This window comes from Streptomyces sp. NPDC001970 (genome assembly GCF_053594115.1).
This window is the reverse complement of sequence record NZ_JBSFDW010000034.1, coordinates 37,232-63,336: the sequence shown is the minus strand read 5'-3', so window position 1 is coordinate 63,336 and position 26,105 is coordinate 37,232. Positions and strand designations below refer to the sequence as shown.

Annotated in this window: 16 protein-coding genes and 2 pseudogenes; 5 read left to right on the top strand and 13 right to left on the bottom strand. The window is 73.0% G+C overall.

The features are described from left to right. Positions 1–612 precede the first annotated feature (612 nt). Both ACWCP0_RS32055 and ACWCP0_RS32050 read left to right on the top strand, forming a co-directional pair. Positions 613–2,235 carry a phosphatase PAP2 family protein gene (locus ACWCP0_RS32055; RefSeq protein ID WP_451082260.1) on the top strand — a complete coding sequence of 541 codons (1,623 nt, stop codon included), beginning with the start codon at positions 613–615 and terminating at the stop codon, positions 2,233–2,235. A 102-nt stretch (positions 2,236–2,337) separates the two neighbouring features. Next, positions 2,338–3,147 (top strand): methyltransferase domain-containing protein, encoded by an 810-nt coding sequence (locus ACWCP0_RS32050; RefSeq protein ID WP_451082259.1) that lies wholly within the window; start codon positions 2,338–2,340, stop codon positions 3,145–3,147. Positions 3,148–3,229: 82 nt separating this feature from the next. On the opposite strand, the gene ACWCP0_RS32045 is transcribed toward ACWCP0_RS32050, so the two are convergent. Beyond that, positions 3,230–5,215, bottom strand: coding sequence for a DUF5107 domain-containing protein (locus ACWCP0_RS32045; RefSeq protein ID WP_451082258.1), 1,986 nt, complete (start codon positions 5,213–5,215; stop codon positions 3,230–3,232). 207 nt (positions 5,216–5,422) lie between these two features. Next, positions 5,423–6,007: a GNAT family N-acetyltransferase gene (locus ACWCP0_RS32040; protein WP_451082257.1), complete on the bottom strand. Its 585-nt coding sequence runs from the start codon at positions 6,005–6,007 to the stop codon at positions 5,423–5,425. A 514-nt stretch (positions 6,008–6,521) separates the two neighbouring features. Between ACWCP0_RS32040 and ACWCP0_RS32035 the strand changes: the two genes are divergently transcribed. Both ACWCP0_RS32035 and ACWCP0_RS32030 read left to right on the top strand, forming a co-directional pair. Next, positions 6,522–7,292: a GntR family transcriptional regulator gene (locus tag ACWCP0_RS32035; protein WP_451082256.1), complete on the top strand. Its 771-nt coding sequence runs from the start codon at positions 6,522–6,524 to the stop codon at positions 7,290–7,292. Between the two features lie 183 nt (positions 7,293–7,475). Continuing rightward, positions 7,476–8,573, top strand: a complete 1,098-nt coding sequence (locus ACWCP0_RS32030; protein WP_451082255.1) for an adenosine deaminase — start codon at positions 7,476–7,478, stop codon at positions 8,571–8,573. A gap of 40 nt (positions 8,574–8,613) precedes the next feature. On the opposite strand, the gene ACWCP0_RS32025 is transcribed toward ACWCP0_RS32030, so the two are convergent. The 6 genes and pseudogenes from ACWCP0_RS32025 to ACWCP0_RS32000 form a co-directional block, all read right to left on the bottom strand. After that, positions 8,614–11,877, bottom strand: coding sequence for an NACHT domain-containing protein (locus tag ACWCP0_RS32025; protein ID WP_451082254.1), 3,264 nt, complete (start codon positions 11,875–11,877; stop codon positions 8,614–8,616). A 54-nt stretch (positions 11,878–11,931) separates the two neighbouring features. Next, positions 11,932–12,237, bottom strand: a pseudogene (locus ACWCP0_RS32020) (peptidase S15); the annotation flags it as partial. A gap of 16 nt (positions 12,238–12,253) precedes the next feature. Continuing rightward, positions 12,254–13,195, bottom strand: a complete 942-nt coding sequence (locus ACWCP0_RS32015) for a S66 peptidase family protein (protein ID WP_451082253.1) — start codon at positions 13,193–13,195, stop codon at positions 12,254–12,256. A 16-nt stretch (positions 13,196–13,211) separates the two neighbouring features. Then, positions 13,212–15,215 (bottom strand): prolyl oligopeptidase family serine peptidase, encoded by a 2,004-nt coding sequence (locus ACWCP0_RS32010; RefSeq protein WP_451082252.1) that lies wholly within the window; start codon positions 15,213–15,215, stop codon positions 13,212–13,214. Between the two features lie 13 nt (positions 15,216–15,228). Continuing rightward, positions 15,229–16,575: a M20/M25/M40 family metallo-hydrolase gene (locus ACWCP0_RS32005; protein ID WP_451082251.1), complete on the bottom strand. Its 1,347-nt coding sequence runs from the start codon at positions 16,573–16,575 to the stop codon at positions 15,229–15,231. Beyond that, a complete protein-coding gene (locus tag ACWCP0_RS32000; protein WP_451082294.1) occupies positions 16,568–17,401 on the bottom strand; it encodes a M55 family metallopeptidase in 834 nt (277 codons plus the stop codon). Before ACWCP0_RS32000 ends, ACWCP0_RS32005 begins: the two co-directional genes overlap by 8 nt. A 780-nt stretch (positions 17,402–18,181) precedes the next feature. Here ACWCP0_RS32000 and ACWCP0_RS31995 point away from each other — a divergent pair. Further along, the gene (locus tag ACWCP0_RS31995) at positions 18,182–18,712 is read left to right on the top strand and encodes a GNAT family N-acetyltransferase (RefSeq protein WP_451082250.1); all 531 of its coding nucleotides are present in this window, start codon (positions 18,182–18,184) and stop codon (positions 18,710–18,712) included. A 347-nt stretch (positions 18,713–19,059) separates the two neighbouring features. Here the strand turns inward: ACWCP0_RS31995 and ACWCP0_RS31990 are convergent, their stop codons facing one another. The 5 genes and pseudogenes from ACWCP0_RS31990 to ACWCP0_RS31970 all read right to left on the bottom strand — a co-directional run. Continuing rightward, positions 19,060–19,785, bottom strand: coding sequence for a class I SAM-dependent methyltransferase (locus tag ACWCP0_RS31990; protein WP_451082249.1), 726 nt, complete (start codon positions 19,783–19,785; stop codon positions 19,060–19,062). 107 nt (positions 19,786–19,892) lie between these two features. Next, positions 19,893–22,403, bottom strand: coding sequence for a SpoIIE family protein phosphatase (locus tag ACWCP0_RS31985; protein ID WP_451082248.1), 2,511 nt, complete (start codon positions 22,401–22,403; stop codon positions 19,893–19,895). A gap of 149 nt (positions 22,404–22,552) precedes the next feature. Further along, positions 22,553–25,000, bottom strand: coding sequence for an MFS transporter (locus ACWCP0_RS31980; RefSeq protein ID WP_451082247.1), 2,448 nt, complete (start codon positions 24,998–25,000; stop codon positions 22,553–22,555). A gap of 244 nt (positions 25,001–25,244) precedes the next feature. Next, positions 25,245–25,703, bottom strand: coding sequence for an SRPBCC family protein (locus tag ACWCP0_RS31975; RefSeq protein WP_451082246.1), 459 nt, complete (start codon positions 25,701–25,703; stop codon positions 25,245–25,247). Between the two features lie 105 nt (positions 25,704–25,808). Continuing rightward, positions 25,809–25,976: pseudogene (locus ACWCP0_RS31970) on the bottom strand (VOC family protein); the annotation flags it as partial. Positions 25,977–26,105: the final 129 nt, after the last annotated feature.

The window sequence follows — 26,105 nt, the reverse complement described above, 5'->3', positions numbered from 1 at the left end:
AGGTCGCTCCGCGGCGGGGCGAGGCGCCACGGCCAACCCGGAGCGCACTCCGCGGCGCGGCACGGGGAACCACGGGGAGGCGTCGAGGTCGCTCCGCGGCGGGGCAAGGGGCCACGGCCAGAACCCGACGTCCGACCGCAGCACGGCCCAGGGCCCACGGCGAGGGTCCGAGGTCGCTCCGCGGCGGGGGTCCGAGGTCGCTCCGCGGCGGGGCGAGGCGCCACGGCCAACCCGGAGCGCACTCCGCGGCGCGGCACGGGGAACCACGGGGAGGCGTCGAGGTCGCTCCGTGGCGGGGCGAGGGGCCACGGCCAGAACCCGACGTCCGACCGCAGCACGGCCCAGGGCCCACGGCGAGGGTCCGAGGTCGCTCCAGCCGCACGGCCCGGGAACCATGGCCAGGACCCGAGATCTCACCGCAACGCGGCACCGGGGGCCACGGCCACAAACCGAGAGCCCGGCGCAGCACCGCCCAGGGGCCGCGGCACAGACCGGGGCCGCACCGCGGACCCCATGGCGGCCCGGCAGCGGCGCGCGCCGCGGAGTCGGCCCTTTGGGGCGCTTCGGCCAGGGTCCCGCTTGGGCCCCGGGCTCGCGGGGTACCCGCGTTCCATGTCCGCCTCAGCCCACCACGCCGACGACCCGACGCGTGCGCCCTCCCACACCGCCGCATTCGCGGCCGGCCGCACAGCCGACCCGCACACCGTCCGGAAACCCTCCCTCCGGTTGTGGGCGGCAGGCTGGGACCAGCGCGCCTTCCACGCGGTCGCGACCCGGCACTGGCCCGGCGCCGACCGTTTCCTGCCCAGACTCAGCCGAGCCGCCAACCACGGGCTCCTCTGGTTCGGCACGGCGGCCGGCATCGCCGTGCTCGGGAACCGGCCACGGTCCCGCCGGGCGGCGCTGCGCGGCCTCGCGTCGCTGGCGCTCGCCTCCGCGACGATCAACACCGTGGGCAAACGCTCGGTACGGCGCGCCCGGCCGGTGCTCGATGCCGTACCGCTGATCCGGCAGCTGAAGCGGCAGCCGTTCACCACGTCCTTCCCGTCCGGGCACTCGGCCTCCGCCGCGGCCTTCGCCACCGGGGTGGCGATGGAGTCGAAGGCGTGGGGCGCGGTGGTCGCGCCCGCCGCACTCGCGGTCGCGTTCTCCCGCGTCTACACGGGCGTGCACTATCCGAGCGATGTGCTGGCGGGCGCGGCACTCGGCGTGGGCGCGGCGTTCGCGGTGCGCGGGCTGGTGCCGACCCGCGACCGGTTGCCACCGCCGGGCCGCCCGCACGCCGACGCGCCGGTGCTGCCCGGCGGCCAGGACCTGGTCGTCGTCGTCAACCGATCGGCGGGCGCGGGGACCGTCCTGCGAGGAGGCGGGGAGACGGACGCCGGGCTCGTACGGGACGCTCTGCCGCTCGCCCGGATCGTGGAGTGCGCGCCGGACGAGCTCGACGCCGCCCTGGAGAAGGCCGCGGACGACTGCCTGGCGCTCGGGGTCATGGGCGGGGACGGCACGGTCAACCGGGCGGCGGCCGTGGCGGCCCGCCACGGTCTGCCGCTCGCGGTGTTCCCGGGCGGCACACTCAACCACTTCGCGAAGGACCTGGGCGTGGAGACGGTCCACGACACCTGCCGGGCGCTGGCGTCGGGCGATGCCGTACGGGTCGACGTGGGCCGGTTCAGACCGGGTGTCGGGGGCGCGCCCGAAGGGCACTTCGTGAACACCTTCAGCCTCGGCGTCTATCCGGAGCTCGTACGGATCCGCGAGCACTGGGCGCCCCGCATCGGCACGTGGCCCGCAGGGGTCCTCGCGGCGCTGCGCACGATGCGCGCGGACCATCCGCTGGAGGCCGAATTCCGCGACACCCGGCGCCCGTTGTGGCTGCTGTTCGCGGGGAACTGCCTCTACCAGCGGATCGGCCCCGCGCCCGGCCGGCGGCGGAATCTGGCGGACGGTCTGCTCGACGTGCGGGTGGTGCACGGTGGCCGCGGTCCGGGGCTCCGCCTGCTGGCCGCGGCGCTCGCGGGTCCGCTGAGCCGCTCCCCCTTCCATGCGGCGGTCCGGCTGCGACGGCTGCGGATCGACGGTCTGGCGCCGGGCACACCGTTCGCGTACGACGGTGAAGTGGGGGAGGCCGCCGACGAGTTGGTCCTCGACAAGAGACAGGAGGCGCTCATCGTGTACCGGCCCGCGGCGCTCGATGCGCACACCACTGTCGTGCCGCCGGTCGTGGTGGGCTGACATACTCCCTTCCGTTCCACATAGCGATACACAGGTCTCATCATTCGGTCCGACGGCGTACCGTGACCGTACGGCTTCACGCGAGGGAGAGGGAGTACGGCCATGCCGCAGGAGACCGCTGTCTACACCCACGGGCACCACGAGTCGGTGCTGCGCTCGCACCGCTGGCGGACCGCCGCCAACTCCGCGGCATATCTCGTCCCCCAACTGCGCCCGGGCATGGCCCTGCTCGACGTCGGCTGCGGGCCCGGCACGATCACGGCCGATCTGGCCGCGCTGGTGGCGCCGGGCCAGGTCACGGCGGTGGACGCCGCCGCGGCCGTCCTCGACGACGCCCGTGGGGCGGTGAGGGAGCACGGACTGGACAACGTCCGCTTCGCGGTCGCCGATGTCCACGTACTGGACTTCCCGGACGACTCCTTCGACGTCGTGCACGCCCATCAGGTGCTGCAGCACGTGGGCGATCCGGTGGGCGCGCTGCGGGAGATGCGGCGTGTCTGCCGCCCCGGCGGGATCGTCGCCGTCCGCGACAGCGACTACGGCGCTTTCGCCTGGTACCCGGAACTGCCCGCCCTGGACGGCTGGCTGGAGCTCTACCACCGCGTCGCCCGGGCGGGCGGCGGCGAACCCGACGCCGGCCGCCGCCTGTACTCCTGGGCGCGCCGCGCGGGCTTCACCGACATCACGGCGACCACCACGGCGTGGTGCTTCGCCACCCCCGCGGAGCGCGCGTGGTGGAGCGCGCTCTGGGCGGACCGTACGACCGCTTCGGTGTACGCGAAGCTGGCGGTCGACGGCGGGCATGCGAGCGCCGCGGAGCTGGCGGCGATCGCCGACGCGTGGCGGGCGTGGGGCGCCGAGGCCGACGCGTGGTTCATGGTCCCGCACGGCGAACTCCTCTGCCGCGCCTAGCTATGGCTGGGCCGCACGCCAGACCGTCATGTCCGCGGTCACGAAGCTGACCCCGCTCTTCGGCAGCGCGGTCGACTTCCGGTCAGCCGTCACCCAGGGCCCGCGGCGGCCGCATCCGGTAGTCGTACCTCTCCGGCAGCGGCTCGTCCGCGAGCGCCGACCACACCTCACCCAGGACCTCCGCACCCTCGGCCAGATCCGCCACCTCGAAACCCTCCTCGAAGACCGCCCGGGCGCCACCAGGGTCGCCCTCCGCGAGCAGCAGCCGGGCCTCCAGCAACCGGAAGCGTCCGCGCTCGCGGACGGCCGGCCACAGCCGGGTCAGCACCGCGCGGGCCGACGCGGGGCGGCGGGCCGCGAGGAGCGCCTCGACGGTCTCGCGGGCCAGCGCCGCCGTCGCCGCGGTCCAGGCCTCCCCCTCGTCGCGGCGCTCCGCGCAGAGGTCGTCGAAGGCCTCCGCGTACAGCTCGGCGGCGCGTTCGACGTGGCCGCCCTCCCGGTCGGCGACGGCGAGGCAGCGCAGCAACGGCCAGCGCGAGGGGGCGAGTCGGAGGCCGCGCTCCCAGCTCCGTACGGCCTGGGCGAAGTCGCCCGCGTGCCACTGGGCGACACCGAGGTGGTATTCGGTGAGGGGTTCGGCGGGGGCGGTCTCCAGCATGTCCCGCCAGTGCGGGGCGACCAGGGTGGGGCCCGGCGGGACGACGCGGCGTGGCGCCGGCAGGACGCCGGTCCGCAGAAGCTCCAGCCAGGGCGCCTGCTCCTCACCGAGGGTCGCCTCGGGGAACGGCGTGCCCGGCAACTTGTACCCGGCGCGCAGCACTTCGAGCGCGCCCCACCCCGAACCGGTGGCCAGCATTTCGCCCGGCTCGGTGTCCGCGCACCGCTGCCACGCCTCGTACGCGGCGTCGACGTCCGCGCGCGGCAGGGCGCCCTCCAGCCGTGCGGCGGTCTCGGCACGGGCCGCGGCCCAGTCGTCGCCGTGCACCGCCGCGGGATCGGCGGACAGCGGCCCGTACGCCTCCAGCCAGCTGAGCTCCTCCTCCGCGTCGAGCCGTACATGCTCCAGCTGGGTACGGGCGAGCCCGGCCTGGACTTCGGCGTAACCGGGTGTGCCGGGTTCGGTCAGCCACTCCTGCCAGCGCCGCCCGCCGCGCCCCGAGCCCCAGAGGAAGAGCTTGCGGCCGCGCAGCAGGTCGGTGGAGGTCTGGACGAGCCCGTGGCCGTCCGCGTCGAGCGAGGCGATCCACCGGCGCGCGTCGCCCGGCACGTCGTAGAAGTAGTCGGCGGGGTACTCGCTGCGCAGCGGGTACGTGCGGTCGACGCCCTTGTGCCCGGGCACCGCGACCTTCCGCAGCGCGCGTTCGTAACCGAAGTGCCAGGCCTCGTCGGCCGGGGCGACGACCCGGGTCCGCCCGCCCTCGGGCACGGCGATGTTGGACCACCAGTAGACGGGCGCGGGCCGCTCGTGCGGATTGCGGATCCGGACGCCGACGTGGAGGAAGTCGGAGCCGTCGGGCAGCCAGAGGTCGACCTGGAACGGCAGATCGCGCAGCCGCTCCCACTCCCACAGCCGCACCATCTCGCCGCCGTCGGGGGCGGGGACCACGGCAGCGTGCAGCGGTGCGCAGGAGAGGGTGGTGTGGCCGGTGGCGCCGATGTTCCATTCGATGCCGCCGGAGAACCAGGCGCCGTTGAGCGCGAAGGCGGCGGGCTGGAACACCGGGTTGGCGTAGACGAGTTCGCGGCCCGTGGGCTTGTGGTGCAGGGAGTGGATGCGGCCACCGAGCCCGGGCAGGACGGTGACCCGCAGCCGGTCGTTCTCGATGACGATCGTGTCGAGGTCCGTCGCGGAGCGCTCGCGCCCGTAGCCGTCGCGCACTCTCGTGGGCAGGACGGTGTGCAGCGGCTCGTAGCCGATCTGGCGGGCCATGTCCCGCGGCAGGCCGTCCTTGGCGCGTTCGTCGAGCGCGTGGAGCTCGTCGAGGGGACGGAGGGCGGGCAGCGGATTCTCGGGCCCCAACGGGGCCGCGGGCAGGGTCAGTACGGCACGTCGCACGGTGGTGGCCACGGCAACCTCGCTTTTCGATCGCACGTCGATCGCATCGTTCGCGCGATGACCATGGAACACGCTCGGCGCCGCCCCGGCCAGGGGCTCAGCAGGTCACTCTTCGGCAAAGACCGCGGCCACGAGGTCCGCGAGAAGGGCGGTCGGTGCGGCGCTCGTACCCGCGCTGCTGCGCATGCGGTTCGTCCTCACCCGCCGTGCGCCGGATCCTCAATCGGTCGGATGGCCCGACCGGAGGGTCATCTCGGAGGTGATCGCCCAGCGTTCGTGGTCGCGCCAGGCACCGTCGATGAAGAGGAAGTCGGGGGAGAAACCCTCCAGCCGGAAGCCCAGCCCCCGGACGAGCGCGATGGACGCGGCGTTGCCGGGCTGGATGTTGGCCTCGAGGCGGTGCAGGCCGAGCGGGCCGAAGGCGTACTGGACGACGAGACGCAGACCCTCGCTCATCAGGCCGCGGCCGGCGGCGTGCGCAAAGGCGCCGTAGCCGACGGCGCCGCAGAGGAAGCCGCCGCGGACGATGTTGTTGATGTTGATGAATCCGGCGATCCGGCCGTCGTCGCGGTCGCAGACCAGGAGGCCCTCCTTGGTCGGATCGTCGATGAGCTTGTGCGCGTAGGCGGCGTACGCCTCGCCCGTCTCGGGCGGGAAGAGCCAGGGCCGGTGCAGGTCTCTGCTCGCGCGGGCGAGCGCGGTGAACTCGTCGGCGTCGCCGGGACGGTAGTGCCGTATGCCTACGCGCGGCCCCTCGGCGAGCAGGCTCAGGGGTTCGGAGCGGGGGGAGGCGTCGGGCTTCATGTCGCCAGGCTAGGCCCATTCCGCGGTCACTTGTCGCGGCGCCGGACGAGGTACCCACCGCAGAGCAGGCCCAGGATCGTCGCGGCCGGCAGGGGCAGGTACAGCGGCATGACGACCTCGGGGACCAGGACCCTGAACCTTCACCCGACGGGTGTTCTCGAAGATGAAGATCAGCGTGAGGGCCGCGAGCACCAGGAACGCGATCCTCGCAGCGGTGAGCCGGCCACCGAGACCGCCTCCCCCGAGCCAGCCCCCGTCTTTGCCGCTGCCGGTCGTGCCGCCTCTCGAGGCGTCCTTGGGGCTCATGGGACCAGGATGGACGGATCCTGGCCCCATGAGGGCGGCGGAGCGGGCCGTACGGGTGAGACACCGACAGGCCCGCGCATCCTTGTCAGACAAGCTACTGCATGCCCGGTCCCTCAAAACTCCCCGGCCGTGAACTACGGTGGAAGCAACAAGGACATCGAATACCCAGCCCGCGCCAGTGAGCTGACAAGTGAGCCGGGGAGACGCAGTGGCAGTCAGCGGACCAGCCAGCGGACGAGCGAGCGGACCGCAGCGCCGGCCGGTCGTCGTCCTGTACGAGCGGATCGCGGACGCCATCCACGACGGCACCTATCCGCCGGGTTCCACCCTGCCGTCCGAGCCCCGTCTCGCCACCGAGCTCGGGGTCAGCAGGCCCGCCCTGCGCGAGGCGCTGCTGCTGCTCCAGGAGGACGGGCTGCTCACCGTGCGCCGGGGCGTCGGCAGGACCGTGAACGACCGCCCGCTCCGGCGCGGCTTCGAACACCTCCAGCCGCTGGAGGAGCAGTTGTCGGCCGGCGCGCCGCTGCGGGTGCGGGCGCTGCGGCGGGCCGTCGAGGAGCCGACCGACTTCACCACCCAGCATCTGCTCGCGCCTGCCCGCGCGGAGCTGCGGTTCTGGGAGTCCCTGCTGTACGGGGACGCCGCGGCGGCGCTCAGCCAGGAGTGGGCGGCGTCGGACGACGTACTGGAACGGACGCATCCGGCGTTCGCGCAGGCGCTGCGCGAGGCCGGTCGCGCCGACCGGACCTCGATGCTGGCCGTGCTGGCCGCGGCCTCGCGCGGGGTGCCGCTCACGGCGCACTCCGGGGTGACCGCGACCGTGCTCGGGCGGCGGCGTGGGGCGCAGCTGGAGCGGGCGGCCGACACCGCTGCGGTACTGGTCACGCAGGTCGTGCGTGCCGGGGACGTGCCGATCCTGGCGGCCAAGCACATGCTGCCGACGGGGGCGCCGGCGCTGCCGGTGCTCCAGTCGAACTGAGCCCCGCCGCCCCCGGGCAGCCCGCCGGTGCCGGGCACGCCCGGCGCCTGGGACCCTGCCCCCCCTCGACGCGGCGGAGTCCCAGGCCCCAGGCTCCCGGCCCGCCGGGGCCACGGGCCCCGGGTGGTCCCGCGTAGGCCCCGTCACGGCGCCGCGCCACCCCGTGCCGTACACTCACGCCGCATGCACTTGTCTGACAACTCCGCGCCCGCCTTCTCCCCCGTCGCGGACTGGGTCCGCCGCGCTCCCAAGGCCGTCCTCCACGATCACCTGGACGGCGGGCTGCGGCCCGGCACCATCGTCGAGCTGGCCCATGACTGCGGCTACGGCGGTCTCCCCACCGAGGAGCCGGAGGCGCTCGCCGTCTGGTTCCGGGACGCCGCCGACTCCGGGTCGCTGGAGCGGTACCTGGAGACCTTCGCCCACACCTGCGCGGTGATGCAGACCCGTGAGGCCCTCTTCCGTGTCGCCGCCGAGTGCGCCGAGGACCTGGCCGCCGACGGGGTCGTCTACGCCGAGGTGCGGTACGCGCCCGAGCAGCACCAGGACCAGGGCCTGAGCCTCGACGAGGTCGTCGACGCCGTGAACGAGGGCTTCCGCGAGGGCGAGCGCCGCGCGGACGGGCGCATCACGGTCCGCGCGCTGCTGACGGGCATGCGGCACACGCAGCGCTCCCTGGAGATAGCCGAGCTCACGGTCGCCCACCGGGACCGCGGCGTGGCGGGCTTCGACATCGCGGGCGGCGAGATCGGCAACCCGCCGGCGAACCACCTCCCCGCCTTCCAGCACCTGAAGCGGCACAACTGCCACTTCACGATCCACGCGGGCGAGGCCGTCGGCGCCGAGTCCGTCCACGAGGCGGTCCAGGTCTGCGGCGCCGAGCGGATCGGGCACGGGGTCCGCATCACCGACGACATCCAGGTCCACGACGACGGCACGGCGACGCTCGGCCACCTCGCCGCGTACGTGCGCGACAACCGCATCGCGCTCGAGGTCTGCCCGACGTCCAACCTCCAGACGGGCGCCGCGAAGGACTACGCCACGCATCCGATCGACCTGCTGCGGCGCCTCGGCTTCCGGATCACCCTCAACACCGACAACCGCCTGGTCTCGGGTACCACCATGAGCCGCGAGTTCCAGCACATGGTGGACGCCTTCGGTTACGGCCCCGAGGTCTTCGAGCAGTTCACGGCCGCGGCCGTCGAGTCCGCGTTCCTGCCGCTGCCGGAGCGCCGCCGCATCCTCGACGAGGTGGTACGGCCGGGTTACGCGGCGCTGTAGGCGGGCACCGCGTACCGCGGGCACGCGTCTGCGGGACCGGTCACGGGCGCGGGAGCGTGGCGGGGGACGTCTGGGCGACGATGTCGTTCAGTGTCTTGCGGGCCACGTCCGCGTACTCCGGCTCGATCTCCATCCGGAAGGCCAGCAGGTAGTGCTTGCCACCTGCGGCGAACGTCCGCAGCATCTGCAGATTGTAGAGCCTCCGGACCAGCGGCCAGTCCTCGTCCGGATTGCTGTCCGCTGTCAGCTCGGTGTACGTCGTAGCGTGATCCGGGTGCTTCCAGTCGTCGTCCTGCTTCACGCCGAACCACTCGAAGCGGGCGGCGAACCGCTCCTCCTGCGCTTCCGTGCAAGCCGTCCCGCCGCACTCGGCGACGTCGATACCCATCCATCCGTACACCGGCCTGGGCAGCCCGTCCACCTTGTCGCTGCAGGTCCAGGCCAGGAATCCGCCGGACTGCACGCACGGCATCCGGGGTCCGCGGAAGACGAACGGATAGGGCGGGAAATCGTGGAACTCGGAGTGCTCCGAGACCTGCCACACCGGGCCGACCAGCGGGCGCTGCTGGACATCCCGGTAGCGAGCGAAACGCGAGCCGGCGGGCGGCCGCGGCCGGGGCAGCGCGGCGAGCGGCCGGTCGGGCTCCGGGCCGAGATGCGCGTTGTAAAGCACCTGCTCGGCGATGGCGCCGGCGGCGGTCAGCACTCTCGCCCTGTCGGCGCCCTCCTCGTCGTAGACCACCGCCACGATGGCGTTCGCCGAGCGGGCCCGGACCGTCGCCTGGGTGAAGGATCCGTCGCTGACGTGGCCCCCGGCCCGGTCGCCCACGGCTGTGAGCTCGGGCTCGGGGGATCCGCCTGTGAGGACCCAGTTGTCGGCAGCCCGCACCGCGCTCGACCTGCCGTCCGGCCCGGCCGCCGAAACCCACAGCAGCAAAGTCGCCTTCGGGCCCGGCCCCATCGCCTTCCACTGGCAGGAGCCGTCCTCCTGCTCGGCGGAGAAGGCACCGGACACGACCGGGACGGAGACGGCACCGGACACGACCGGTTCGAGCTCCTCGACCGTGAGCAGCGAGCACGGATGAGTCTTGGGTGCCCGGTACGGGCCGGGATCTCCGGCAAGCAGGCCCATCGAGCCGACACCCACCAGTACCAGCGCGCCCACGGCCATCCCGTGGAGCCCCACGAGGGCGTACCGGCGCGCCCGGACAGCCACCGGCCGAGGCCGGTCGGCCGCCGGTACGCGCTCGCCCGCCATCCGGTCGAGCACCTCGGCATGCCTGAAGAGGTAGACGCCTCCGCTCTGCCTCAGCACACCGCGTCGGTGGGCGTCCTCCAGAAAGTCCCTGAGCCGCCAGCCCAGCCGGCCGGTCGCCGCCAGCCATGTCCGGGTCACCACGTAGCGGCCCCAGGCCGAGCGCGCCACTCGGCAGAGCGCAGCCGCCGCCACCCAGGCGGTGATGGCGAGTGCCCATCGCAGCGGGGTCATGTCGTTCCACCGGTCCGGCATCAGGCCTCCGATGACCACCAGCCCCCCGGCGAGGACCGCGTACTCGGCGAGCGAGAGCTCACCCTCGGCACGCTTCGGCACGGCCACCGAAGCGACGAGAGAGGCCCGTCTGTCGAGCCTGAGCACCTCCCACGGGCTCGCCGCGGAGACCGTGTCCGCGGGGGCGCTCAACGTGCGCAGCGGATCCCATATCCGCCAGCCCCGGGGGAAGGCAAGCTGCCGTGGCGCGGGCATCGACTCACGCCTGGTGGCCGCGGCGCCGGCGAGGATGCCGATGACGGCCCACGCGCTGAGCGGGAGCCAGACCGGCCAACCGCGCCACAGCAGGTGCGCCTCCGCCACGCCCGTCCATGCCAGGGCCGCCACCACCAGCGCGACCGACGCGAGGGGGATCGCGCACAGCGTGAGCCGCGGGGCGGCCAGGTCCAGGCGCCACCACGCTAGTTCCTGAGAGCGGGTCCGCTGAAGGTGCCGGGCGAGGAAGCCCAGCCAGCGCTCCGCCTGCGCCGCACTCCACGGTCCCCGCGCCTCCCGGTCGTCCAGCGGGATCCCGTACACCGCAGGAACGAACGCGTCCAGCAGATGGTCCTCCACGGCCTGCCGGTCGGGGAACAGGTCAACGTCCAGCAGATCCCTCGGGTCGGCGTCCGTGTCGCTGTACGCGGCGCGGGCGAGTCCGACCATGAGCGGGGTGGAGAGGGCCTGCCTCAGCGCACGTGCGGCGCCGTCCGAGCCCGGGTCGCGAAGCCGTCCCAGCACCAGGTCCCACTTCGTCACCGTGTGGCCGTCGGTGACGGTATGACGGCTCGTGCGCGGCAGGAACTCGGTCAGCTGACCGGCCGTGAGCGGGCAGAGCTCCACCACCGTCGCCCCGCTCAGCACGTTGGTGGCCTCGACCGCGTCGGCGTACTCCTGGGGGCGGCTGGTGAGCACCAGCCGCCGGTCGGCGCCGAGGGCGGCGTTGAGCTCCCGCAGTGCCCTCCCGCGGTAGTCGGCGGGCAGTTCGTCGAAGCCGTCGAGGACGGGCAGGATCCGGCCCTGGTTCAGCAGCGCCTCGGCCACGGCCAGCCGCTCCGGCTCGGTCCGCCCCAGCTCGGGGTACAGGCCCGCGATCCTGGCCGCCGCCCACCGCCACGGGCCGTCCACGGTCGGGTCCCAGCCGGCGATGGGCAGCACCACGGCCAGCGGCCGCCCGGCCGACTCGCTGTCGAGCAGCACGCGCGCGAGGCGCAGGGCGACGACGGACTTGCCCGCGCCCGCCGCGCCGAGGACCACCAGGCGGCCACGGGGCAGGCGGGTGAAGAGCTCTTCGAGGTCGGCCAGATCGCCGCCGTCCGGCTCGGGGGCTGTGGTCCACGGGTCGGTGACATCCCGGTTCCCGACGGCCCAGCGCACCCGCAGCGGCACCGGATCGTGGATACGCGCCAGCCGTTCCTCGCTGTCGTACGTCTCCCGCAGCCTCCCCGCGAGCAGCGCGACGGCAGCCGTCAGCCGGCTCTCCGGCACGACGACGACGGCCCGGGAGGCGGCGGCCCTGATCTGTGCGACGAGCTGCGCCAGGGCGAGGAGCGCCGACAGCGCCCCGATGACACGAATGAGCACGTCGGGCTGCACCAGGAGGAGCGCGGCGACGGCGCCGAGCGCCACCGTGCCGACCAGTCGCAGCATGTGCGAGCGGACGGTCAGCGGCGGGAGATGGATGTGGAGGGAGCCTCCCTGGATGAGCCATCCGACCGAGCCGCCGTCGAACCGGTTCTCGACGTGCGCCGGCCCCTCCCGCCCCCGTAGCCGCATCGCTCCCCCGTCGCCCCGCCGCTGTCAGCACCCATGGTGCCCCGAGCGGGTGGATCAGCTCAACGATCCCAGCACCACCGGGAGTTCCAGGACTCCGGTGTCCTCGGGGGCGCCGGTGACCGTCACGGGCTTGATGCCGCGATTGCCGAAGTACGCGCTGTCCCCGGCGGCGATCACGAACTCCAGTCGGTGGCCGGTCTCGTAGCGGTGCACGATGCCCGGGAGCTTCACCGTGAACGGCCTGGTGACGTCCGGCACGCGCACCGGCGCCACCAGTCGGTGCGCCGGCGTCTTCGTCCCGTCGGGCGCGACGTCGTACACCTTGGCGAAGAGCACCAGCTTGTCGGCGGCGTCCCCGGTTCAGCGCAAGCAGGGTTCAGCGCAGTGCCGGTACGTCGAGCGTCACCGTCCCGGCGTCCGCGTCCAGCACCGCCGGGACCCCCATCGGCATCGTCAGCGACGTCGGCCCGTGCCCGAAGCCCAGCTCCTCGACGACCGGGACACCGAGCCCGCCCAGCCGGTCCAGGAGAACGGCCCTGACCTCCTCGTACGGGCCGCACTCCGCCCAGGAGCCGAGGGCCACGCCGGCGACCCCGTCCAGCCGGCCCGAGCGCAGCAGCTGGGTGAGGATGCGGTCCAGGCGGTACGGCTCCTCGCCGATGTCCTCGATCAGCAGCAGCCCGCCCCGGGCGGAGGGCCGCGCGTGCGGGGTGCCCAGGTCGGCGGCGAGCAGGCTGACACAGCCGCCGAGCGTCACCCCCGCGGCCCGGCCCGGCACCAGGGGCACGGCCGTCTCCAGGCCGAGGGTGCGGACGGACTCGGGCTCGAAGAGCGTGGCGCGCAACGACTCCTGGGTGCGCGGGTCCTTGAGGAAGACCTCGGTCGCGGGCATCGTTCCGTGCAGCGTGGACAGCCCGGTCCGTACGGCGAAGGCCTCGTGGAGCGCGGTCACATCGCTGTAGCCGACGAAGACCTTCGGTCCCGCCGCCCGAATCGCCGCCCAGTCGACGAGGTCGACCATGCGCTGGGCGCCGTAGCCTCCGCGGGCGCACAGCACGGCGGAGACAGAGGGGTCGCACCACGCATCCTGGAGATCCCGGGCGCGGGCCGCGTCGTCGCCCGCGAGATAGCCGAGCCGCGGGTGCTCGTCGAGGACATGCGGCATCACGACCGGCTCCAGCTCCCAGCCGCGCAGGATGTCCAGGCCCGCTTCCAGCCGGTCGGCCGGAACGGGCCCGTTGGGTGCCACGACGGCGACCCGGGCGCCCGGGTGCAGTCGCGCGGGCCGGGTCAGGGGCCTCACGGGCACGGGGAGCATCGTCTCGGCCTCCGGTTCACTGCTTCAGTTCGAGCGCGGGGACATCGGTACGGGTGATGCCGAAGGTCTGGGCGTACAGGGACAGTTCGGCCTCCAGGGCGCGGACCATGGTGTCCGCGCGGCGGAAGCCGTGGCTCTCCCCCTCGAAACCGATGTAGGCGTGGGGGATGCCGCGGCCCGCCGTCCGCTGCAGGAAGCGCTCGCTCTGGGCCGGTGGGCAGATCGGGTCGTCCAGGCCCTGGAGCAGCAGGAACGGGACGGTGATCCGGTCGACGTGCTCGATCGGCGACCGCTCACGGTAGCGGGCGGGGACCTCGGCGAGCGGCCCGATCAGCGACTCGAGGTACTGGGACTCGAAGTCATGGGTCCCGTCGGCGGCCCAGCCCATGAGGTCGAGGATGGGGTAGATGATCGTGCCGCAGGCGTAGACGCCCGTGGTGGTGAGGGACGCTGCGGCGGTCCAGCCGCCGGCGCTGCCGCCGCGGATCGCAAGGCGCTCCGGATCTGCGGTGCCTTCGGCGGCGAGGGCCTGGGCGACCGCGGCGCAGTCCTCGACGTCGACGACACCCCACTGCTCGCGCAGCCGGTTGCGGTACTCGCGCCCGTAGCCGGTCGAGCCGCCGTAGTTGACCTCGGCGACGCCGATGCCGCGCGAGGTGAAGTAGGCGATCTCCAGATCGAGGACGAGCGGGGCGTGGCCCGTGGGCCCGCCGTGGGCCCACACCACATACGGCGGCAGCCCGTCGCCGGGAGCGATACGGTCCGGGTTGTGGGGCGGATAGACGTGGGCGTGGATCTCGCGGTTGTCGGGCCCGGTGAACGTACGGATCTGCGGCTCGGGGTAATAGGCGGGGTCGACCGGGTCGTCGTGGGCCGAGCCGATGACACGGGCTCGGCCCGTGCAGGTGTCCAGCTCGACGATCTCGTAACCGCTGCGCGGGCTCGCGGCGACGCCGATGACCCGGGTGCCGTTCACCGCGAGGGTCGACGCCCACTCGGTCCACGGGCCCGCGGCGTCGACGAGCTCACCGGTCTCCGGGTCGAGTACGCCGAGAGCGGTGGCGCCCTTGCCGTGGATGACGGCGATCAGCCCGTTCTCCAGTGGCTGGAACCAGGTGAGGCCGATCTTCCACAGCGGCCCGCCGAACTCCTCGCCGCGGCCCGCGCAGAGGCCCGTGCCCCTAGCCTCGCCGCCGTGGAGACCGTCGGGCCGGATGCGCTGCAGCTCCCACCAGTTGCTCCGGTCGGAGACGTACAGCAGCGAGCCGTCCGGAGCCCAGTCGACCTGCGGCACCGACTCGTCGGCGCCTCCGGCGACCTCCCGCACCGCGCGGAAGGGGCCGTCCTCCGACACCTCGCCGAGCATCACCGTCGTGCCGTCCCACGGCATGCGCGGATGGTCCCAGGCGATCCATGCGGCGTGCATCCCGTCGGGGGACAGCCGGGGCCCGGTGACGAAACGGTGCCGGTCGTCGGTCAGCTCCCGTACGGCGCCGCGGTCATCGGTCGCCGAACCGTCCAGCGGCACCGCCGCGATCACCCGGCGCACATCGGTGGGTGCGGGCCCGGTGAACTCCTCCAGCACGCACCAGACTTCACCGTGGTCCGGGCGGATGACCGGATCCACCCAGCGCAGCCCGCCGCCGACCGGGGACACGGGAGTGAGCGGCCGGGGCGACGCGCCGCCCTTGTCCGGCTCGTACGCGTACAGCCGCTGGTCGCTGTGGTGGACGAAGACGACGAGCGGGCCGGCCTCGGCCCGCGGCGCCCCGGCCCAGGGCCGGCCGCCGTACTCGATCACTCGGCTGCGGACGTTCCACGGGGCGGGCAGCACCGACTCCTCGGCGCCGTCGGCCCGCCGCCGCATCAGGGCGCGTCTGCCGCCCTCGGCGGGGCGCGGCTCGGTCCACCACACCTCGTCGCCGACCGTGCCCGCGTACTCCGGGCGACCGTCGTGCGAGGCGGCGAGCGCGGCGTCGATCGGCGACGGCCAGGTCCCGTAGGCCCCCGTGGGTACCATTGCCCATTCCCCCCTATGCGGACTGCAGATAGTGGTCGAGCACCCGGACGCCGAAGTGCAGCGCGTCGACGGGGACGCGTTCGTCGACGCCGTGGAACATGGCGCCGTAGTCGAAGCCTTCCGGCAGCTTCAGCGGTGAGAAGCCGTAGCCGGTGATGCCGAGCCGCGCGAACTGCTTGGCGTCGGTGCCGCCCGACATGCAGAACGGGACGACGTGACCGTCGGGGTCGAAGCGCTCGACGGCCGCGCGGAGTTTGGCGAAGGTCGGGGAATCGACGGGCGCTTCCAGGGCGATCTCGCGGTGGTGGAACTCCCAGTCGACGTCCGGCCCGGTGAGCCGGTCGAGGGTGTCGCGGAACTCGTCCTCGCCGCCGGGAAGCACCCTCCCGTCGATGAAGGCGGTCGCGTGCCCGGGGATGACGTTGACCTTGTAACCGGCTTCCAGCATGGTCGGGTTGGTGCTGTTGCGCACGACGGGCTCGACGAGCAGGGCGGCCCGGCCGAGCTTGTCCATCAGCGCGTCCACGTCGTAGCCGGGCGCGTCGAGGTCGGCGGCGATGCCGTGCACCGCGGCCAGCTCGGACAGCGCGGCCCGCACGGTCGGGGTGAGCCGCACCGGCCACTCGTGTGCGCCGATCCTGGCGATCGCCTCGGCGAGCCGGGTCACGGCATTGGCCCGGTTGACCTTGGAGCCGTGGCCCGCCCTGCCGTGGGCGGTGAGCTTCAGCCAGGCGGTGCCGCGCTCCCCCGCCCCGATCGGGTACAGCGCCATGCCGGGCCCGGCGTGGAAGGTGAAGGCCCCGGATTCGCTGATGCCCTCGGTGCAGCCCTCGAACAGCTCCGGGTGCCCGCCGGCGAGGAAGTCGGCGCCGTCGATCGCGCTGGCCTCCTCGTCCGCCGTGTACGCGATGACGATGTCGCGGCGGGGCCTGATCCCTGCGCGATGCCAGGCCCGTACGACCGAGAGGACCATCGCGTCCATGTTCTTCATGTCCACCGCGCCGCGGCCCCAGACGACTCCGTCGCGGACCTCGCCGGAGAAGGGGTGGACGGTCCAGTCGGCGGGCTCGGCGGGGACCACGTCGAGATGGCCGTGGACGAGCAGGGCGTCCGCCGAGGGGTCGGTGCCCTCGATCCTGGCCACCACGTTCGTACGGCCCGGGGTGCGCTCGAGGAGGACCGGCTCCAGGCCGGCTCCGGCGAGCCGTTCGGCGACGTACTCGGCGGCGGGCCGTTCCCGGCAGTCACCGCCGCCGCGGTTGGTGGTGTCGAGCCGGATCAGCTCGGAGGTGAAGGTCACGACTTCGGTGAGGGCGGTCTCGTCGACGCCCGGATGTTCGGTACGGGTCACGTCAGCCATACTGCTCCTCCACGGCGGCCGAGACGATCGTCGTGACCGCCTTGAAGGTGCGAATCGCCTCGTACATCGTCGCGCTGGTGAAGGCGATGCGCCGCTCTCCGCTCCGGGCGGCGCCCGGCACGACCGTCGCGGCCGCGGCGAGATGCTCGGCGTCGAACTCCAGCTCCACGGTGAACGGTCCGCCCCGCACCGGTTCATGGCGGACGGCGAGCGCGGTGGCCTCCTTGGCGGCGGCACGGATCTCGGCGGCGGTACGGGCCGGGGTGCGGCACACCGCCGCGTACCGCGACACATGGTCCTTGACCGCGACCTTACGGGCCCCCGGCGCGTAGCCGAGGGCGTCCTCGCAGGTCAGGTCGTCTCCGGTGACCAGGATGACCGGCACTCCGTACTCGGCGACCACATGGGCGTTGAGCAGGCCCTCGCTCGCCCGCTCGCCGTTGAGCCACACGCCGGTGATGGAGTTCGCGAGGTACGTGTGCGCGAGCACGCCCTCCGTACCCGCGCCCGTGTGGTAGCCGACGAAGGCGATGCCGTCCACGTCGCCGTGCTGCACGCCCTCCACCATGGACAGCGCCTTGTGCCGTCCCGTCAGCATCTCGGCTCGGTCGTCCAGCCGCTCCAGGAGCAGATTGCGCATGGTCCAGTGCGCTTCGTTGACGACCACCTCATCGGCGCCACCGTCGAAGAAGCCGAGCACCGCCGCGTTCACGTCCGAGGTGAACATCGCCCGGCACCGCTCCCACTGGGGCGTACCGGGCAGCACGTCGGCGGGCCAGGTGACGCCCGTGGCGCCCTCCATGTCGGCACTGATGAGGATCTTCACCATGGACCATTCCTACCGCAGGTTCACGCATGTACGCACGGGTCGCGACGTCGGCCGTCGATCGCGATCCCGCACGCGCGGCGGGGTGCCTGGTACGGGTGGGGGGCGCCTGCCGGCCGGACGGGTGCGGAGTCGGAGGGCCGGCGCTCCGGTGAGGGCGAGGGCTTCCGCACCTTCTACATGCACCCGTCTTCCTCAGCACATAGAAACGAAGATCGCGGCTTGCGAAGTATCAGCATCACCAGGCGAGAGAGGAGCGATGTCGGCCGCGTCGGCGGATCTGGTGGCCCCCGCTGCCGCATGGGCGCCTGCACTTCCTGTCACGGCCAGGATCGCACCAGCCGCGCTGAGCCACACACCGGGGAAACGTCGGGAGAGGCGTCGGGATGTCATGACGCCGATGCTGTCAGCACTGCCACTTGCCCCCCGTCCGGGACGTCGCTGAAAGCTACCCGGCCCGAACCCTGACCCGACCTGAGCGCCGCAGTCGGCGGAATCCGCCGACGGCAACGGACGGTCACAGTCCATGAATCGTGGTCCTGGCCCAACTTCCGTGGTTGGTCACAGGACGTGTCGGCCATGGGCGCCTGGCAGTGGTGCGCTGACGGCCAGGTCGTCGTCGAGTTCGGCGGCCAGGTCCATGGTGAGGGACCGATTGTGCCGGAAGGGCCCAGTACCTGGTCGGGGAGGAAGCCGTGTCATTCGTCTCGCACCGCCACGAGGGCTGCGATCAGATCGTGACCTCGCCCTGATCCGCCCGACGGTGCCTAAGCTTCTGCCGTGAACGACAGCGCACACGGCATACGGATCAGACCAGGCAGCCTGGCCGACGCACCGGCCGTCCTGGACATGCTCGACTCCGCGGTGGTCTGGATGAACGAGCGCGGCAACACCGAGCAGTGGGGCACGACACCGTATTCGCAGAGGCCCGGCGGGGTGGCGCGGGTCGAGCGGTACACGGCCGAGAACGCCCCGTACATCGCGGAGTTGGACGGAAAACCCGTCGGAGCCTTGGTGTTGGACTCCGGGCCCAGCCCGCAGATGCCGATCGCGCGGGCGGCGGAACCCGAGCGGTACGTCCGGCTGCTGGTCTCCGACCGACGGTACGCGGGTCTGGGTATCGGGGCGGCGCTGCTGGCCCACGCCGTCGAGGAGACCCGGCGGGCCGGCGTGGAGCTGCTGCGGGTCGACTGCTGGGCGGGCGGCGCGGGCGAACTGGTCGCGTACTACGAGCGCAACGGCTTCACCCCCACCGATCGTTTCCTGTCCGAGGCCTGGCCGGGACAGGTGCTGGCCCGGCGCGTGGGCTGACGGCGCGGGCGGGGCACCCGGCGACGGGCTCGTCCGGCGGGTCCGGGAACGGGTGCCGCCGGTCGATCCTGGCGCGGTTCCCCACCGGTGGTTCCGCCGCGGTGCCCTCCTACGCCGTCACGGCCCACCGCGCCGCACTGCGCCCGCCCTGGCCACAGATCGCGCCGGCGGCCGTGTCCGGTACGTACGGACAACCGGGCCGCACACGTCATGGGCGGCGCCGGCCCCGGATCGACGTACGGGTCGGGGATCTCGTCGACGAGCAGCGCCCCTGCACCCGGGCGCGCCGGCCAACCGGCCGCTCGGTGCACGCGCACGGTCGTCCGCGTGCACCGAGCGTCTCACCCTCACACGCTCCGGCCCACGACCAGCCATGTCGACGGCAGTTCGAGGCGTGAGCCGTCGTCCGCGTACTCGGTGGTGGCGAGTGGCAGTTCGCCGGTGGCCAGCACCTCCAGCCCGGCCGAGCGGAAGTACTCGGGCACCTCGGCGTCGGCGACCGCGCCCGGCGCGATGCCGTGGCGGAAGACCGGCTGGAGCTTCGCCGGGGGGCCGGACGGGCCCTGGGCGAGGCCCATGAGGATGCGCCCGGCCGCCTCGGTGAGCTCGACCACGAAGGCCCGGCCGCCGTTTCCCACGAGGGTGGCGATCGACCGGGCCAGAGCTCCTCGGTCCTGGGGCTCGCACTGGTGCAGCACGCCCCGCATGTACACATTGGTGTCGCCGAGCTCGGCGTGCAGCTGCTCCACGGCCGTGGCGTCCACCGCGTCGATCGCGCGGAACCGCGCCTCGCCGTCCTTGTTCTGCTGCTGGGCGTGGCCGACCGCGGCCTGCGCGAGGTCCACGCCGAGCACCTGCGGGAAACGCTCCGCGAGGTAGCGCGTCTGGGTGCCGTTGCCGCAGCCGAGGTCCAGCAGCGGCAGTTCGGGCGCTGCCAGATGCGGCGTGAAGAGGGTGAGATGGACGCCCGCGGTGACGGCCGGCTCCGCGTCCCAGAAGACCGCGCCCGGCTCGTCCGGCGCCTCCCCCCAGAAGCCCTCCCAGGCGTCCTTGTACCGACTCGTCACGCTCATGACCAGCTCCCCACGGCGAAAAGGACCGCGTGGCACCGGTATGTGATGCCACGCCATGAGCGGTCTATCGCCCGGGGGTTACGGCGGCAAGATGCCCGCTCATTCCTTCACCTGGCGTTCGACCGATTGCGCGGCACCGACAGTTCGCACCACACCGACTTGCCACCGGCCGACCGGCTCGTGCCCCACTCCCGCGCCAGTCCGCTGACCACTCGCAGCCCGCGCCCCGACTCGTCGCCGGGACCGGCGCTGAGCAGGGTGGGCAGCATGTGTCCGTCGTCCGTGACCTCGCACAGCAGGGCGTCCGTCCGCACGAGCCGCAGCTCGATCCCACCGCCGCCCGCACCGCCCGCGGCGCTCGCCCCGTCCGCACCGTGCCGTACGGCATTGGTGACGAGCTCGCTCACCAGCAGCTCCAGGGTGTGGGCCTGCTCGTCCAGTCCCCAGACCGTCAGCTGCTCCCGTACGAGCCGACGGGCGCGGCGCACCTCCTGCGGCTCCGCCGCGAGCTGCCAGCGGGCGACGTCCTCGGACGCTATGCCGTTCAGCCGGGCCATGAGGAGGGCGACGTCGTCCTTGCGCCCGCCGCGGGTGTTGAGGGCCCGGATGATGGTGTCGCAGGCGTCGTCCATGGAGGCGGCGGGGTGCGCGGCCGACTCGCAGAGGGTCGCGAGTCCGACCCCGATGTCCTCGCCGCGCACCTCGACCAGTCCGTCCGTGCACATGATGAGCCGGTCGCCGGGCTCGACGGCGACCCGGACGGTCTCGAAGGGCACCCCGCCGACGCCGATGGGCGCCCCGGTCGGCAGGTCGAGCAGCTCGCTGCGCCCGTCCGCCGCGCGCACGACGACCGGTGGGACATGGCCCGCGTTCGCCAGCTGCAGCTCGCCGGCGATCGGGTCGTACACGGCGTACAGACAGGTCGCCAGGTAGTGCTCGCCGAGCCGCTGTGCCAGGTCGTCGAGGTTGCGCAGGAGCCGGCCCGGCGGCAGGTCGAGCGCGGCCATGGTCTGCACGGCCGTCCGCAGCTGGCCCATCATCGCCGCCGAGTTGAGGCCGTGGCCCATCACGTCGCCGACGACCAGGGCGGTGCGCGAGCCGGGCAGTTTGATGGAGTCGAACCAGTCGCCGCCGACCCTCCCGAGAAGGGTGCCGGGCAGATAGCGGGTCGCCGTGTCACAGCCCGCCATGCGCGGGCTGATCTGCGGCAGCATCGAGTCCTGCAGGGTCTCGGCGACGTTCTCCTGGTACGTGTACATCCGCGCGTTGTCGAGGACCAGCCCCGCACGGGCCGCGAGTTCGGCGCCCGTCACCCGGTCCATGTCGTTGAACACGGCGCGCTCCCGATGGCGCAGCAGAACCATGAAGCCCAGCACGACATGGCGCGCCTTGAGCGGCACGACCAGCATGGACCGGCCGTTGATCAGCGGCCGGATGTCGCGCTTCTCGAACTGGGAGGCGATGGCCGTGCCCATCTGTTCGCTGATGCGCGGCACCAGTACCGGTTCGCCGGTGGTCATGCACCGGAAGAACGGCGTGTGTTCGGGAAACGGCATGGACTCGCCGACCGGTACGACGTCGTCCCAGCGGCCGGGCTCGTCGACGTGCTCGACGGCGACGCGGTGCCACATGGTGGTGGCGTCCGGCGGTCCGTCCGGGAAGCCCTCGCCCGCGATGACCTGCTCGCGCAGATAGGTGCCGGCGACGTCCGTGAACCGCGGCACGACGGCCGCGCTGACCTCCTGGATCGTCCGGGCGAGATCGAGCGAGGAACCGATGCGTCCGCTCACCTCGTTGAGGAACTCGAGCCGCTCGCGCACCGCGGCGTGTTCGAGGTCCTCCCCGAGATCGGCCGCGTCCACGTCCACGGCACGGCCCGCCGCCACCGCCTGGCGCGCGGCCTGCCGGCGCTCCCTGCGCTCGGCGCGCTTCGGCACACCCCAGTCGGGGGTGACCGGCACCCGGTCGTGGTGGCTGAACTCGAGGACGGGATAGCCCAGCTCGAGGACCTGACCGACGATCCGCGTGGACTCCTGGACGCTCATGCTGGGCAGGATCTCGGGGAACCGGCGTGCCAGTTCGTCGGCGCCGGGGAACTCGGTGTGCAGCGCGAAACCGGGGGCGACGCGCTCCGCGCCCGGCCCGTCCTCCCCGCCGTCCCCGTCCTCCCTGTCACCCTCGCCGCCCATCCCGCCGATCCCGAACTGCGTGGCGTCCGCGGCGAGCACCAGCAGCCGCTCCCGCCCGGGGCCCACCAGGGGATAAGCCCACCACACCACGTCGACCCGGTCGCCCTCGCCGCCGCCCGAGAGCCGGGCGCGGCCGGCCGCGGGGTAGGACGTCAGCCCGTTCAGCGAGGCGTCGAGCCCGGGGCCGAGGCCGCCGTAGCTCTCGTACGCCTCGTAGGGGCCCTCCTGCTCGGCCAGTGCGCCGGAGACGGGGAGCAGCTCGACGGCGGGGCGGCCGACCGCGGCCTCCTTGGCGTGGCCGAACAGCCGCCGCGCACCGGTCGACCAGTGGGACACCAGTCCACCGTTGTCGACGACGACCACGGCGAGCGGAATCCGTCCGTCCGCGGCGTACTGCCGTGGCAAACGCGACGGCACGCCACTGTCCATGGGTCGGACGCTCCTTCCCCTGCCGCCCGGGCTGTGCGGCTACCTGCACCACGGTAGGCCCCTTCGGCCGCGGTGCGCCGGGCATCGATGGAATCGGTCGTGCGCCCGCGCACGGAGCCGCGCAGTCCCGGTGCTCCGCTGACGCGAGGTCAGTCCTCGTGGCCCAGCTGGAGATCGCGCTCCGTGCGTCCGCCGCCTGCGACCTGCAGCACGGTGGCCACCGGTGGATAGCCCGCCGCGATCACCGTGTACTCGCCCGACGACAGGTCGACGAAGCGGAAGGTGCCGTCGGGCCCGGTGGTGAGGGTGTCGACGACGTTGCCGGCCGCGTCGAGCAGCGTCACGCGCGCGTCCTCGACGGGCCGTCCGCCGCCGGCCCGCACGGTGCCGCGCAGCACGGCGCCGCCCGCGAGTTCGATGTCCTGGCGGGTCTCGCGCGACGCCTGGACGCTCACGGGGAGCGCGGCGGGCCGGAAGGCCGGGGCGCTTGCGGCGAGCGTGTACTCCCCCGCCACCAGCTCGGAGATCACATAGCCGCCCTCGCGTCCGCTGCGCGTGCCGGCGACGACTTCGCCGCGTACGTCGGTCAGGGTCACCGCGGCGTCGCGCACCGGGCTGCCGTCCGCGGTGACGACGGTGCCGGCGAGCCGCCCGGCGCCGCCGAGGACGACATCGAGGTCGACGGGCCGTTCGCCGACGGTGACCGAGACGGCCTGCGGCTGGTGGCCGCCGGCCGCGGCGATGAGCACGTACGAGCCGGGGCCGGGGACGCTGAGCGCATAACGTCCGTCCTCGCCGCTCGCACCGCGGCCGACCTGCTGCCCCTGCACATCGATGAGGGTGAGGGCGGCGCGCGGGACGGTGGTGCTGTCGTGGTGCTGGACGGTGCCGCACACGGGCACGCCGGCGACGTAGGCCGGGGCGGGGGCGGGGATCCGGTGCTCGGTCCGGGCGTGCGGCACGGACGTGGGCTCGGCGGCGGTGGGGGCGTTGTGGGACACCAGCGGTTTCTCCTTGAGGAAGAAGGCGAGGACGAGGCCGAGGACGAGTACCGGCACGAGGTAGAGGAAGATCCGCGGCATGGCGTCCGCGTACGCCTGGATGTAGCCGTCGCGCAGCGCGGGCGGCATGGCGTGGACGAGCTGTGGGGTGATGGATTCGGCGGCGGGCAGTCCGGCGCCGGCCGGGAGCCGGTCGGCGAGGGAGTCGGTGAGCCGGTCGGCGAAGAGGGTGCCGAAGACAGCGGCGCCGACGCTGCCGCCGATCTGCCGGAAGTAGTTGTTGGCGCTGGTGGCGGTGCCGAGATCGGCGGGCGGCACGGCGTTCTGCACGGCCAGGATGAGGACGGGCATCACAAGGCCGATGCCGAGGCCGAGGATGGCCTGCCAGACCGAGTACTCGAGCCGGGTCGTGTCGGTCTCCAGCCGCGACAGCAGCCACATGCCCACGGCGGAGACGGCGGAGCCCGCCACCGGGTAGACCTTGTAGTGGCCGGTGCGGCTGATGAGCTGTCCGGAGACGATCGAGGCGACGACGATGCCGCCCATCATCGGGAGCATCAGCAGCCCCGACTCGGTGGCGCTGGCGCCGTCGACCATCTGCAGGAAGGTGGGCAGATAGCTGGCGGCGCCGAAGAGGGCGACCCCGACGACGGCCCCGACCAGGCTCGTGACGTTGAAGACCGAGTCGCGGAACAGCCGCAGGGGGATGACCGGTTCGGGCGCGTAGTGCTCGACGACCAGGAAGAGCAGGGTCGTGCCGACGGCTCCCCCGGCGAGTCCGATGATGACGCGTGAGTCCCAGGCGTACTCGGTGCCGCCCCAACTGGTCAGCAGCACCAGGCAGGTGGAGGCGGCGGTGAGGAAGAACGCGCCGAGGACGTCGAAGCGCGCCCGCGCCACCGGCTTCGGCAGTTTGAGGACGACGGCGACGACGGCGAGCGTGACGAGGCCGAACGGCACGTTGAAGTAGAAGCACCAGCGCCACGAGACATGGTCCGTGAAGAAGCCGCCGAGCAGCGGGCCCGCGACCGACGCGAGTCCGAAGGCGGCGCCGATCAGCCCCATGAAGCGGCCGCGCTCCCTGGCCGGGACGATGTCGGCGATGATCGCCTGTACGCCGATCATCAGGCCGCCCGCGCCGATGCCCTGGACGGCGCGGAAGGCGATGAGCTCGTTCATGCTGCGCGACCAGCCTGCGAGGGCCGAGCCGATGACGAAGACGACGATGGCGAACTGGAAGACGCCCTTGCGGCCGTAGAGGTCGCCGAGCTTTCCGTAGATCGGAAGGCCGATGGTGGCGGTGAGGAGATAGGCGGTGATCGCCCAGGGCATCCGGTCCAGGCCCTGGAGTTCGCCGACGATCTTCGGCAGGGCGGTGGCGACGATCATCTGCTCGAGCGCCGCGAGCAGCAGCGCGAGCATGAGGCCGAAGAAGACGAGGCGTACGCGGCGGGGGCTGAGGGCCGGTGCCGCATCGGCCCGGGTGCCGGTCGGTGGGAGGTTGCCCGCGGCGTCCGTTTCGGCGGGGGCGGGGTCCCGGGGTCCGGCCGCCGCCCCGTCGGCCTGCCCGTCCTTCACCAGCGTGATTCCGCCCACGTACTGCTCCCCTCGTCGCGGCTGCGCGGCGTCATTCTTCGCATTACGCGCCAAGACGGAGCAAGCGGGAGGTTACCGGGATCAGAGGTACGGACGGCAGGCGCGCCGGGGTCGCAACGGGCGCGCTACGGGCGCTCATCAGGGGCTTTCCCGCGACGTCCGGCGCGCCCGGCGCACGGCGGAGCCGCGGGGAAAACCACTCGAAACGGTGACCTTTACAGCAACCCGGAAGGAGGGCCGGGGACTACTTCTCCACCTCGGCGGCGAGCTTGGCGAGGAGCTCGTCGTAGATCCGCGCGAGGCCCTTGGGGGCGAAGGTCCGCTCGAAGAAGCCGCCGATGCCGCCGGCGCCGTTCCAGACGGCGGTGACCACGACCCGCGAGGAGGCGGCGCGGCCCTCGGCGGCCGGGGCCGGCGTGACCGTCCATGTGGTGACCATGGAGGAGTTGCGGTCCTTCTCGACGAGCTGCCCGTCGGTCGGCTCGGTCACCTCGAGCAGGCAGTCGCGGACGCGCTTGCTGGTGGCCTGGAGCTTCCAGTGGACGAGGGTGCCCTCGCCGTCGCCGCCCTCGCGCACCTCGTACTCGCTGAAGTGCCCGGGCAGGAGCTTCGCGCGGCTGTCCTTGTAGTCGGCCAGCGTGTCGAACACGGTCTCCGCGTCCGCCGCGATGATCCGCTCCGTCGTGGCCTCGACCTGCGCCATGCCTCATCCTCCAGCACTCGGTTCTTCGGGTGATCCCCCAGCCAACCACCTTCCGCGCGGCCCCCCAAATCAGGGTTGCGGTGCCATGAATCGAGAAGTCTCCGATCAGGGACGGCGGGCCGCAAGGACGCAGAACTCGTTCCCCTCCGGATCGGTGAGCACGACCCAGCTCTCGTCGCCTTGGCCGACGTCGGCGTGCCGAGCACCCAGGCCCAGCAGGCGACGGACCTCTTCGTCCTGCTCCCTGTCGGTCGGGTTGACGTCGATGTGGAGCGGCAAGCGATCTCAACACCGGGATGTCCGCGCAGTCATAGGACTGGCTCGACCAGCTCACCGCCAGTGGAATGGCGCCGCTCGCCGGTACCGCCACAGCCCTGGGCGAAGACCAGCACGCGGTTGCCC